We start from the raw sequence: 12,103 nt of genomic DNA, 5'->3' as shown, positions 1-12,103 counted from the left end.
ACACAATTGAATCAATTCTATCCAGTGTCGATCGTTTAACATTGCCATCATTCAACCTAAAAACAAACTCATCAACATAACGCCCGATATGTTTATCTGAAAAATGATGAAATACACCATGATAACCGCGTTTTAATAACGCCCAAACACTCTCAATGCCATTAGTATGCACAATACCGTTAACATACTGCCCAGCAGAATGATTGACCATTAGCTGTTTATAGCCCTCTATGCCTTTATATATTGTTGCTTCATCAGTGCAAAGCGTGGCATTGGCATCAGCATGCTTATCAATCATAGTCTGAATATTGGCACTATTGACTTTATCCATTTTGGCAGCAACGAGCATGCCACCACGAGAGCGCATGCCAACCACAGGGGTTTTGGTTTTTGTGCTTCTGCCTTGTGTGCCTTAAGTTTTCTTATGCTGGTGTTTATTTTTCTCTTTACCGCCTATATAGGTTTCATCCATTTCAATTATTCCAGAAAGAATAGCGTCGTTATTTTTGCAAGCCTTGCGTATTCTGTGCCCCATAAACCATGAGGATTTTTGGGTAATACCCAGTTCTTTTGCAAGTTGGTAACTGGATATACCCTTGCGAGCAGTCACAACTAAATACATACCATAAAGCCATTTTCTTAACGGTATTTTGCTGGCATGCATCACTGTGTTACTACGAATACTGAATTGGGTTTGGCAACATTTGCAACGATATAATCCAGTGCGTGAAGGATGATGATAAACTTGTGCGGGTGTTTGATTAGCACACGATGGACATTTGGGTTTGTTGTTCCAAAGTTTTTGTTCAAAATATAGGCGAGCAGATTCTTCGGTTGGAAACCTTTCTAATAGTTCAAATGTGCTGATGGTGTTTGTGTATTGGGTCATTGTTGCTCCATGAGTGTTGTAAGTGTTGCCTATTTTATTGTATTTGTTGTGGTTTTGGTATTAATGTAAGTTATTCCCTAAATTTTTTTGTTGGTATTCTTTAAAGTAATCATTAATATTTTTTATCCATACTTGAAACTTATTAATAAGGCATACCGTATAATTACAGTGTGATTGATTACTCAATGACTTTTAGTTAACTTTAACAAGGAAAAACAAATGGATAAAATAAAAACACTAACTTTGGCGGGCTTAACTTTGTTAGGCTCTAATTTTATTGTTATGGACGCTAGCGCAGCATCTAAAGAAAAATGCTATGGCGTTGTTAAGGCAGGTCAAAATGACTGCGCCACTAAGACCTCATCATGTGCAGGTTCTTCAAATACAGATGGGCAAAAAGACGCTTTTATTACCCTGCCAAAAGGCTTGTGTGATAAGTTGGTTGGTGGTAATTTAACTTCTTCTTAGGTGTTTTTTAGTAATCACATGTGGCTCTCTCCTCCTTTTGTCCATGTATGATTGTTATTTTTTAGGATAATAATATATAAATACTATGAAAAAAATTGCATTAATATTACTTGTGTTACTCCCTGCATTTGTTCAGGCAGAGTTTAAAACCCTTTCAACCGAGCAAGCGCAAGACAAAATCAAACAAGGGCTTGTCATTATTGACGTGCGTAGGCAAGATGAATATGAGCAATATGGCGTTATTCCTAACACACATAAACTCACTTTTTTTGATAAAAATGGCAGATACGATATACAACAATGGTTGCGTGATTTATCAAAAATTGTACCAAATGAAGACACTCCCTTTGTGCTGGTTTGTGCACATGCTAATCGCACTAAAACCATTGGTAGATTTTTAGATAAAGAAACCAACTATAAAAATATTTTTGAGCTTGATGGCGGTATCAATCGTGGCTGGATTGACAAAGGTTTAGCAACGACAAAAATTGCTGCTGACAAGGGTAAGCCTTGGTATCATCTTGGTAGTTATTGGTGATTAAAAATACTGGCATTGGGCTTCGTCATCAGCATTTACAACAAGTGATTGACGAAGAGCCCGATGTTGATTGGTTTGAAGTTCATAGCGAAAACTTTTTTTATGATAATTTTGCAACTTATCAGTTAGAGCAAATTGCTGATAAATATCCGTTAAGCCTCCATGGTATCGGACTTTCTTTGGGCTCAGTAGATGCGCTCAACCAGCAACATTTACAAAATCTTAAAAATGCTATTGCGCGTTTTAAACCAGATTTAGTCTCTGATCATCTTAGCTGGTCAAATGTTGATAATCATTATCTAAATGGCTTATTGCCACTACCTTACACGCAAGGGGCGCTCAATAATTTTATTGACAAGGTTAAACAAACTCAGGATTTTTTAGGCAGGAAAATCCTTATTGAAAATCCATCTTCTTACTTGTGTTTTAAAGAATCCACTATACCTGAATGGGAATTTTTTGCTGCATTGCCAAGTTTGTCTGGTTGCGGTTTATTGCTTGATGTGAACAATGTGTTTGTTAGTTGTTTTAATCATAATTATCAGGCCAATGATTACTTAAACAGTATTGATATAGATGATGTGCTAGAGATTCATTTGGCAGGCTATACTGAGAAAATTTTGGAAAAAGGTAAGATTTTGATTGATGATCATTCAAAACGAGTTAGTAATGAAGTATGGGATTTATATCAAACAACATTGAGTAAGATTGGTAACAAACCTACACTCATTGAGTGGGATAGTGACATTCCTGATTTGTCAATTTTGTTAAATGAAGCGCAAAAAGCACAAGAATATTTAAGTGAAAGACAGAGTGCTTAAACAATTACAAAGAGATTTTTATCAAGATGTATTGGCATCTGAAAGTGTATCTGAAAATTATCTGAATAATGGTAACTTTACTCCTCAAGATTTGATTCAAATTTATCGTAATCAATATTTTTTGAGTTTGAGTGAATCTTTAGCCAAGAGTTATTCTTGTGTTAAACGCTTAGTGGGCGAGGATTTTTTTAATAAGATCGCCAAAGATTTTATTATAACGCACCCCTCAAAAACAGGCAATATTATTGACTATGGCGATGAGTTTTCGAATTTTATTAAATTAAGTCCAGATTGTAAGACTGTGCCATATTTAGTAGATGTTGCTAAGTTTGAAAGATACTATGAGCGTTGTTATTTGTCGGACATTGTATTTTTTATGCACTCAGTGTATCCTGTTATTAAAATTTGGCAACTTAATGAAAATAGCGAACAACTTGATTTGGCGAGCGAGGGAGATTATTTAAAGATTTATCGTCAAGGCGCGGAAGTTTTGGTGGCAAAGATAACGCAACAAGAATACGAAGAGAGATAATGATGCAATTAATTCATTTATACAATCAAATTTTTGCATATCTGTATAAATACACGGATGATATTTTTAAACTTTTTTTACGCTTATATGTTGCAGATGGATTTTTTCGTTCAGGGCTGACAAAGCTTGGTAGTTGGGATTTGGAGTTGCCTTTTTTATCTTCAGGTGCGCAATATTTGTTTGAAAACGAATACCAAGTGCCATTAATTCCTTGGGAGCTTGCTGCTTATCTTGGGACAGCGACAGAGTTAATTCTACCAGTATTTTTGATTTTGGGTTTGGCGACAAGATTGATGGCGGTTAAATTATTTGTCTTTAATGTTGTTGCTGTGGTTTCTTACCCAGTTATTTGGCAGGGTGGTTATTATGACCACAAACTTTGGGGTGTAATGCTCTTGGTTATTGTGATTTATGGACAAGGCAGAGTATCATTAGATAATATAATTTGCAAGCAATACCATTAAAGGATCTTAAGCATGAAAACGAAGAATATGATAGAGATGCTTGAAACAGCAAGTCCTGTTCTGGAGGCCTTATCCACACTGTTTGTTTTTGTGATTGGCTTATTGGTTTTACTCATTGTCGTTGTTTTTATCTTTGATATTACCCAAAGAAAGAACGCAGTGTTGCGTAATTACCCCGTTGTTGGGCATTTTCGTAGTATTTTTTCTAGCTTGGGTGAATTTTTTCGCCAATACTTCTTTGCTATGGACAGAGAAGAGATGCCATTCAATCGTGCAGAGCGTGATTGGGTACATAAAGCGGCTAATAATACAGACACCACAGTTGCGTTTGGCTCAACCAAAAATCTAAATCCTGTAGGCACTGTGATTTTCGCCAATTGCCCTTTTCCAACCCTAGATGAAGATGCATCTGAAACACGCCCAATTACTATTGGTGAAGGTTTTTGTCAGAAGCCTTACAGGGCAAAATCGATTTTCAATATTTCTGGCATGAGTTTTGGTGCAATTTCCAAACCTGCAATTTTGGCACTTTCAAACGGTGCAGCAATAGCAGGTTGTTGGTATAACACTGGTGAAGGTGGTCTATCGCCTTACCATCTAGAAGGCGGTGCAGATATTGTTTTTCAAATAGGCACAGCAAAATATGGCGTGCGTGATGAGCAGGGTAAATTAAGCGATGAAAAATTAACTGAAATTGCCGAACATGAGCAGGTCAGAATGTTTGAAATTAAAATGAGTCAGGGCGCAAAGCCTGGCAAAGGTGGTATTTTGCCAGGTGCTAAGGTAACACCTCAGATTGCACAAATTCGTGGTATTGGCGTTGGTGAAGATGCTATATCACCTAATCGACATGTTGAAATCAGTAGCGCACAAGATTTGTTGGATATGATTAATCATGTGCGTAAGGTTACTGGCAAGCCTACTGGATTTAAATCGGTAATTGGCGCAACCGATTGGCTAGATGATTTTTTCCAAGAGATTAACAAGCGTGGCGAGGCTTGCGCACCAGATTTTATTACGCTAGATAGTGGTGATGGTGGCACAGGGGCAGCACCTATGTCACTATTAGATAATGTCGGTCTACCCATTAAAGAAACGCTACCCTTATTGGTTGATAAACTCATTCAATACAATCTTAAAGAGCGCGTTAAAGTCATTACTTCTGGCAAACTAATCACGCCATCTGAGGTAACATGGGCGTTATGTGCTGGGGCAGACTTTATAACCAGTGCCCGTGGGTTTATGTTTTCAATTGGTTGTATTCAAGCATTAAAATGCAATAAAAATACCTGTCCAACTGGTATTACCACACATAATAAACGCCTGCAAAAAGGACTAGACCCGAAAAATAAAGCAATCAAAGTCGCTAACTATGTACACAATATGAATCATGCAGTTGAAGTTATTGCTCATTCTTGTGGTGTGTCGGAGCCTAGGGAGTTAAATCGAAATCATGTGCGTATTGTACAAAATAATGCTCGCTCAATCCCAATGAGTGAACTTTATCCATCACAACATTTAGGGGGGGTAGTATGAAAGCATCTGATTTATTTGTTAAGGCCTTAGAAAACGAAGGTGTTGAGTATATTTTTGGTCTTCCTGGTGAAGAAAATCTAGATTTTTTAGATTCTTTACAAGATTCAAGTATTAAATTTGTACTAACTCGCCATGAGCAAGGTGCAGCATTTATGGCAGCCACTTACGGCAGAATGACGGGTAAGACAGGCGTGTGCTTGGCAACTTTAGGTCCTGGTGCAACCAATTTCGTTACTTGCGCTGCTTATGCACAATTGGGTGGATTCCCAATGCTGATGATTACGGGGCAAAAACCGATTAATTCTAGTAAACAAGGGCGTTTTCAAATTATTGATATTGTGCGCATGATGGAGCCACTCACCAAATCCAGCAAACAAATTGTTAACGGCAGTATGATCCCCTCTTTAGTGCGAGATGCTTTTCGTTTGGCAGAAGAAGAAAGACCAGGTGCAGTGCATTTAGAGTTACCTGAAGATGTGGCGTTTGAAGAGGTAAAAGATTGGCATATATTTCCTGTACATGAGATTCGTCGCCCAGATGCAGACCAGAAGACTATAGAAATAGCGGTAGAAATGATTGAAAATGCCAAGAATCCTTTGCTATTAATTGGCGCTGGTGCCAATCGTAAAAAATTATTTAAATCAATGCAAAATTTTGTTGATAGAACCTGTATTCCATTTTTTAATACGCAAATGGGTAAAGGCGTGGTGAGTTGTGAAAATCCGTTATTCTTAGGTACAGCCGCATTATCTGATGGTGATGTATTGCACCAAGCAGTTGAAATAGCAGATTTAATTATTAATATTGGCCATGATGTGGTGGAGAAGCCACCATTTTTTATGCATGAAGGTGGCACTAAAGTCATTCATATTAATTTCAATTCTGCACAAGTTGATGAAGTGTACTTTCCGCAACTTGAGATTGTAGGTGATATTAAAACTACGGTTAATCGTTTGGCGCAAGCATTAAAATTAAACAATTGTTCGCTAGAATTATTAGCATTTAGAAAGCGTATTAAGCAAGTTATTCACGAGAAAGATAATGACGATTCTTATCCTTTATTGCCACAGCGTATTGTTGCTGATGTGCGTCGAGGACTTGATAAAGACGCCATTATTGCGCTAGATAACGGCATGTATAAAATTTGGTTTGCACGACATTATCACACTTATATGTCTAATACTGTATTACTTGATAATGCTTTAGCAACAATGGGTGCAGGATTACCAAGTGCAATAGCTTGTGCTTTGTTATATCCACAGCGACAAGTGATGGCAATTTGCGGTGATGGGGGTTTTATGATGAATTCACAAGAGATTGAAACCGCCACACGCCTTGGGTTAAATTTGGTAGTACTTATTGTAACCGACAGTGCTTTTGGTATGATTCGTTGGAAGCAAGAGGGACAAGGTTTAGATGATTTTGGACTTGAATATAACAATCCTGATTTTGTTAAATATGCTGATAGTTATGGCGCAAAAGGACATAAAGTGGAGGATGCAAATCAATTCTTGCCACTCATTGGGTCTTGTTTTAGTGAAGGTGGCGTGCATATTATTGATGTGCCAATTGACTATAAAGAAAACAAAGCGTTATTTCCTAAACAACTAAGAAACGCATAGAGGGCATTATGGAAAAATTAATCGTTAAACAGGCTTATACGGGTGAAACCCTGGCTGAATTAGAAATGCATGACAATACACGGGTACAGCAGATGTTGTCCACGGCGCAAACACTACATAAAGCAGGGCGATTGCCAGAGGCTCAACGCATTGAAGTATTGCAAAAATTAGCTAATTTGGTAGAGATTGAGCATGAAGATTTTTCACGCTTAATTGCAAATGAGGGCGGTAAACCCATTCGTGATGCAAGAGTGGAAGTTACCCGCGCTATTAGCGGTATTCGCATTGCCATTATTGAATTGGGCAATATTAAAGGTGAAGAAATCCCGATGGACTATACGCCAGCAGGAGTAGGGCACAAGGCACACACGATACTTGAGTCAATTGGTGTGGTGGTGGCAGTTAGTGCCTTTAATCACCCACTGAATTTAGCAATACATCAAGTTATCCCTGCAATTGCCAGTGGTTGCCCTGTGATTATCAAACCTGCTGGTTTAACGCCACTTTGCACATTGCGTTTAGCGACGTTAATCCAAGAAGCAGGATTGCCAGTAGGTTGGGTGCAAGTCGCTCTGCTGAATAATAAAAATGCAGAAAAATTAGTCACCGATTCGCGTGTGGCATTTTTTAGCTTTATTGGCTCTGCCAAAGTAGGTTGGAGCCTCAAATCAAAACTTGCACCAGGCACGCGTTGTGCCTTAGAGCACGGTGGTGTTGCACCGCTGATTTTTGATGAATATGCAAACGAAGAAGATTTTGTAAGTGGTGTGGTAAAAGCCAGTATGTATCATTCTGGGCAAGTTTGTGTTTCAGTGCAACGTATCTATGTAGCTGAAAAGCGCATGCAAGATTTGGCGCAGAAAATTGCCACTGTCGCCGCTGGGCAAGTAGTTGGTGATGCGATTAACGAAGACTGCGATTTAGGTCCGCTCATTTCAGCAAAAGAGACGGATAGAATTGAGCTTTGGGTTAATGAAGCAATCACATCAGGTGCGCAGTTGATAACAGGTGGCAAGCGTATTAATGCGGTGAGTTATGAACCAACAGTACTACTAAACCCACCTAAAGATGCTAAAGTATCTACACAAGAGGTGTTTGGCCCTGTGGTATGTATTTATGGCTATAAAACACTTGACGAAGCAATTGAACAAGCAAACAGTCTGGATGTTTCGTTCCAAGCTTCAGTATTTAGCGATAATGTGCAAAGGGCAATGGAAGTGGCTGCAAAATTAGAAGCAAGTGCAGTAATAATTAATGATTACACTACTTTTAGAGTAGATTGGATGCCGTTTGCTGGTAGAAAATACTCAGGCTATGGTATCGGAGGCATTGGTTATACGATGCGTGATATGCTTGAGCATAAGATGATAGTTGTCAAAAAATGAATTGACGATAAGGGTTTATAAGAATTAATTGAACTGATGTTTATATAGTGAGGCGTATTCACCATTTGCACTGAGTAATTCTTGGTGTGAGCCTTGTTCAGTGACTTCACCTTGACGAAGTACAACAATTTTATCGGCTTTTTGCACTGTGCTTAGACGGTGAGCAATAATAATAGTAGTGCGGTCTTTTTGCATTTCATCTATGGCTGCTTGAACTTTTCGCTCGGTGGCAGAATCAAGTGCAGAAGTCGCCTCATCAAGAATCAAAATCGGACTGTCTTTGGCTATTGCTCTGGCGATAGCCAAACGCTGGCGTTGACCACCAGAGAGCTTGGTGCCATCTTCGCCGATTCGAGAATCAAATTTTTCACTTAAGGCTTCTACAAAGTCATAAGCATTTGCAATTTTAGCTGCGTTCTTAATCTTTTCATCGTTCATATTTTGGGTTTGACCCAGTGCAATGTTACCTTTTACAGTGTCATTAAATAGGCGTACATTCTGGTCAACAAAGGCGATTTGCGTGCGTAATGAATCCAGTTCAAATTCGCAAATATCGGTACCATCAATGGTAATACTGCCTGATTTTGGTGAATAGAATTTAGCCAAGAGTTGAATGATAGTGGTTTTACCGCTACCTGTAGAACCAACAAGGGCAACAGTCTCGCCTGCTTTAATGTCTAAATCAATATTATTAAGTACATTTTTTTGGTCGGTATAGCCAAAAGAAACATGATTAAATTTAATCGTACCTTTGACATTTTTAAGTTGTTTTTTGCCAGTGTTTTGTTCCTGTGTTTCATCTATCAGTCCAAATACACTTTCACCAGCAGCTATTGCTATTTGTAGAGGTTTGTTGATGTTAATTAAACTTTTAGATGGTTTGACCAACATACCCATTGCGGTGAAATAAGACAAAAATTCACCGGCAGTCATTGTTAAGTAAGTGGCAGAAAAATACACCACACTTGTCAAAGATAAGCCGATTAGAATATTAACAAAAGTCATATTAAAAGCACTGGCCATATCCACTTTAAAGCGTTGTTGGCGAATCGTTTGAATCAACGCAAAGAATTTATTACTTTCTTGATTTTGTGCATTGTAGATTTTGACTAATGAGTTTCCTGAAATATTTTCATTCAACAAGTGTGTCATATTACCCATATATTGTCGTACTTTTCTACTGGAATTACGCATACGCGTAGAAGACAACTTAACTGCTAAGAATACTAGTGGTAGAAAGATAATCAGAGATAGGCTGAGCTCCCAACTTTTATAAAATAAGTAAGTAATGAGAATAACAACAAATACAAAAGACTTGACAAATTCTAGCCAAATAGTAGAGGCAGCATTGGCGATTTGCTCTACATCATAGGTGAGTTTAGACAATGTTTCACCAGTAGGATGTTGGTCAAAATACGCCTTGGGTAATTTTAGCAATTTGGCAAACATATTTGCGCGCAAATCCATAATCACTTTGTTAGATATCCAAGAGCTTGCCGCAGTAGAAGTTAGTGCAAATAAAGAACTGGCAGTAATCACAGCAAGTAGTATGCCCGCATAAAGTAGTGCGGTTTGTGTATTGCGCTCACCAACAAACACGTCATCAATAATGCGCCCTGTGATTTCAGGAATTGAGCCTTCCAATACTGTTGCAAATATCATCATCGCAGAAGTGAATACAAGCTTGCCAACATGAGGCTTTAGATAATAGAACAGTCTTGAAATAAAGTTTTTGTAACCCATTGTAAGAATTTTACCTAAAAATCAGAATATAAAACCCCAACAATTTCAGACAACAATTTAAACTTTCTTATTTCGAACGAGTTAAACTAAACAAAAAAATCGGAGTAAAAAAATGAGTAAAAAACGAACAAAATATACCTCAGCATTCAAGACTAAATTAGTACTTGAATTACTACAAAATGAAAGCGCCATAGTGCAGATTGCCAGCAAGCATAATATTTTGCCTCAGAATCTACAAAATTGGAAGAAGACTTTCCTTGCTAACGCAGAGATTGCCATGGAGCCATCCAAGGCAGTCAAAGAATACAAAAACGAACTTATCAAAGCACAGATGCGAAATGAGCGTTTAACTACACTAGTAGGCAAGGTAACCGTAGAGAAGGAGTGGTTAGCAAAAAAGCTAAAAAGCTTGGGCTCATCTAACCGCAAACAGTTAGTTGATCTCAAGCCTTCCCTATTGCACGCCTCATATTCTTTGTCAGTTAATCATCAATGTCAATTGTTAGGTGTTAACAGAAGTGGGATTTATTACAAGCCAAAAGTAAATAACACCAAGCAATCTATCAAAAACCACATCACCAAGGTGTTTGAAAAAATACCCATCTATGGTGAGAAAAAAGTCCATCAACAATTACTTGAAGACGGCTACAAGGTGAGTTTACACACCGTAGCACGCTATCGGCAAGAATTAGGTTTAAAGGCAGTATTAGCAGTTAAACAAGTTAATACAACTATACCAATCAAAGCACACAAGAAATACAGTTACAAGCTACGAGGGCTTAATATCAGTCATTCTAACCATGTATGGAGCACCGACATTACCTATGTCAAGATTGCAGGGGGTATGGTCTATATGGCAGCTATTATTGATTGGCATTCAAAAGCTGTTCTATCACACAGGATATCCAATACCATGGATTCTCAATTGGTAATGGGTGTACTTAATGACGCTTTAGAGAAACACCTACACCCACACCCACACCCACACCCACACCCACACCCAGAGATATTTAACACTGATCAAGGTAGTCAATATACCAGTGAGATACACACTAAACGATTAAAAGATTTAGGTATTACAATATCTATGGATGGTAAAGGTAGGGCTACAGATAATATCTGTATTGAGCGTTTCTGGAGGAGCGCAAAATGCGAAAGAATTTATTTAAATGAATATCAATCCATCAGTGATTTAATCACTGATATGGATGATTATATTGAGTTTTACAATCATCAAAGATTCCATGAAACATTGAAATATAAAAAACCAATGGATGTGTATCAAGAAAGTATAAAATTGAATCAGGAAAAGAAGAAGGTCTCTTAAGATGTTCTATATAAGAAATTTTAAAAAGTTGTCAGGGGTTTTGGGGTAATGTAAATTGCACCTAAAATCGCAATAAAAATAGGATAGGTAAACAAAGTCAATCTCTCCAACCCAGCAGAAATAGTTTCAAGACCTTTTAAATCCAATAAAGACGCCAAAAAATAACCGATAAAGCCCAGCCCAACAATACTAAATAGGGTTGTTTGAGCAAGTACCTTAGATTGGTCTTTTTTCCAAAAAATATAACTCAGTATGCCAAGGTAAATAGTCGCCCCTTAAAAACTCACTCCAAACAAACCAAAACCACCCATTTTTCCAACCATCCAAATCAACAAAACTGCTTTTTATCCAGCACCACAAAAAACCTTAGGTATTTTACAAAAAATAAGCCCAGTTTTTGCCAAAACAAAAAAATAGTGGCTATCACCAGCCATTTTCTCAAATTCCAAGCACAGGCAGCCATTAAAACATTAATCTCATCACCAACTTGCCCTTTGAGTAGGTTTCTAGAGAGTCTAAAATCTGATTTAAGATGTCCGATAATCGGCTCAATCGCTGCGCGTCTTTTACACAGTTTGCGCTTTTTGTCTTGTTGATAACGATTGTCTCGCTTAAGGGCTTTTTTAGGCAAAATGATGTTTGCACCGAGCACTACCTTTGCACCAACATAGCCTCGGTCGCATACCGCTTGTTTGATGGGTTTGTTTCTGTTGCTATTAGCATGGCTTATGGCAACATTTAAGGTTTTTGAGTCGTGAATATTTTTATCATGACTGGC

11 protein-coding genes and 1 pseudogene are annotated in these 12,103 nt (G+C 37.9%); 9 read left to right on the top strand and 3 right to left on the bottom strand.

Features of this window, described 5'->3' with window-relative positions:
- Positions 1-889 (bottom strand): annotated as a pseudogene (locus tag BHECKSOX2_RS10190) (IS1595 family transposase); the annotation flags it as partial.
- A 219-nt stretch (positions 890-1,108) separates the two neighbouring features.
- Between BHECKSOX2_RS10190 and BHECKSOX2_RS03525 the strand changes: the two are divergent.
- The 8 genes from BHECKSOX2_RS03525 (at position 1,109) to BHECKSOX2_RS03490 (ending at position 8,255) form a co-directional block, all read left to right on the top strand.
- The gene (locus tag BHECKSOX2_RS03525; RefSeq protein WP_139682491.1) at positions 1,109-1,357 is read left to right on the top strand and encodes a BufA1 family periplasmic bufferin-type metallophore; all 249 of its coding nucleotides are present in this window, start codon (positions 1,109-1,111) and stop codon (positions 1,355-1,357) included.
- An 85-nt stretch (positions 1,358-1,442) separates the two neighbouring features.
- On the top strand, positions 1,443-1,895 hold the full coding sequence (locus BHECKSOX2_RS03520; protein ID WP_139682490.1) for a rhodanese-like domain-containing protein: 453 nt from the start codon (positions 1,443-1,445) through the stop codon (positions 1,893-1,895).
- Entirely contained in the window at positions 1,892-2,716 is an 825-nt protein-coding gene (gene bufB / locus BHECKSOX2_RS03515) for an MNIO family bufferin maturase (RefSeq protein WP_245391299.1), read from the top strand. The genes BHECKSOX2_RS03520 and bufB overlap by 4 nt, the downstream gene beginning before the upstream one ends.
- A complete protein-coding gene (locus BHECKSOX2_RS03510; RefSeq protein ID WP_139682488.1) occupies positions 2,697-3,248 on the top strand; it encodes an HvfC/BufC N-terminal domain-containing protein in 552 nt (183 codons plus the stop codon). The genes bufB and BHECKSOX2_RS03510 overlap by 20 nt, the downstream gene beginning before the upstream one ends.
- Before the next feature lie 2 nt (positions 3,249-3,250).
- Entirely contained in the window at positions 3,251-3,712 is a 462-nt protein-coding gene (locus tag BHECKSOX2_RS03505) for a DoxX family protein (RefSeq protein ID WP_425356606.1), read from the top strand.
- Between the two features lie 12 nt (positions 3,713-3,724).
- Positions 3,725-5,248 (top strand): FMN-binding glutamate synthase family protein, encoded by a 1,524-nt coding sequence (locus tag BHECKSOX2_RS03500; RefSeq protein ID WP_245391298.1) that lies wholly within the window; start codon positions 3,725-3,727, stop codon positions 5,246-5,248.
- The gene (locus BHECKSOX2_RS03495; RefSeq protein ID WP_090718514.1) at positions 5,245-6,870 is read left to right on the top strand and encodes an acetolactate synthase large subunit; all 1,626 of its coding nucleotides are present in this window, start codon (positions 5,245-5,247) and stop codon (positions 6,868-6,870) included. Before BHECKSOX2_RS03500 ends, BHECKSOX2_RS03495 begins: the two co-directional genes overlap by 4 nt.
- Before the next feature lie 8 nt (positions 6,871-6,878).
- Entirely contained in the window at positions 6,879-8,255 is a 1,377-nt protein-coding gene (locus BHECKSOX2_RS03490; RefSeq protein ID WP_139682486.1) for an aldehyde dehydrogenase family protein, read from the top strand.
- Positions 8,256-8,279: 24 nt separating this feature from the next.
- Here the strand turns inward: BHECKSOX2_RS03490 and msbA are convergent, their stop codons facing one another.
- Positions 8,280-9,998, bottom strand: coding sequence for a lipid A export permease/ATP-binding protein MsbA (msbA, locus tag BHECKSOX2_RS03485; RefSeq protein WP_139682485.1), 1,719 nt, complete (start codon positions 9,996-9,998; stop codon positions 8,280-8,282).
- 112 nt (positions 9,999-10,110) lie between these two features.
- Between msbA and BHECKSOX2_RS03480 the strand changes: the two genes are divergently transcribed.
- Positions 10,111-11,325, top strand: coding sequence for an IS3 family transposase (locus BHECKSOX2_RS03480; protein ID WP_139682484.1), 1,215 nt, complete (start codon positions 10,111-10,113; stop codon positions 11,323-11,325).
- A gap of 328 nt (positions 11,326-11,653) precedes the next feature.
- Here the strand turns inward: BHECKSOX2_RS03480 and BHECKSOX2_RS03470 are convergent.
- Positions 11,654-12,103 (bottom strand): transposase (locus tag BHECKSOX2_RS03470; RefSeq protein ID WP_139682054.1); only part of this gene is annotated, 450 nt, incomplete at its 5' end.

The sequence above is a fragment of the thiotrophic endosymbiont of Bathymodiolus puteoserpentis (Logatchev) genome (assembly GCF_900127505.1).
Classification (GTDB): domain Bacteria; phylum Pseudomonadota; class Gammaproteobacteria; order PS1; family Pseudothioglobaceae; genus Thiodubiliella.
Note: the sequence above shows the minus strand (reverse complement) of the source record. Positions and strands in the feature narration are given on the sequence as shown.

What these genes read in the sequence shown, in the direction of transcription:
- BHECKSOX2_RS03520 (WP_139682490.1), top strand. Translation starts at nt 1,443, where the DNA reads ATGAAAAAAATTGCATTAATATTACTTGTGTTACTCCCTGCATTTGTT.
- BHECKSOX2_RS03490 (WP_139682486.1), top strand. Translation starts at nt 6,879, where the DNA reads ATGGAAAAATTAATCGTTAAACAGGCTTATACGGGTGAAACCCTGGCT.
- BHECKSOX2_RS03505 (WP_425356606.1), top strand. Translation starts at nt 3,251, where the DNA reads ATGCAATTAATTCATTTATACAATCAAATTTTTGCATATCTGTATAAA.
- BHECKSOX2_RS03480 (WP_139682484.1), top strand. Translation starts at nt 10,111, where the DNA reads ATGAGTAAAAAACGAACAAAATATACCTCAGCATTCAAGACTAAATTA.
- BHECKSOX2_RS03495 (WP_090718514.1), top strand. Translation starts at nt 5,245, where the DNA reads ATGAAAGCATCTGATTTATTTGTTAAGGCCTTAGAAAACGAAGGTGTT.
- BHECKSOX2_RS03525 (WP_139682491.1), top strand. Translation starts at nt 1,109, where the DNA reads ATGGATAAAATAAAAACACTAACTTTGGCGGGCTTAACTTTGTTAGGC.
- BHECKSOX2_RS03500 (WP_245391298.1), top strand. Translation starts at nt 3,725, where the DNA reads ATGAAAACGAAGAATATGATAGAGATGCTTGAAACAGCAAGTCCTGTT.
- msbA (WP_139682485.1), bottom strand. Translation starts at nt 9,998, where the DNA reads ATGGGTTACAAAAACTTTATTTCAAGACTGTTCTATTATCTAAAGCCT.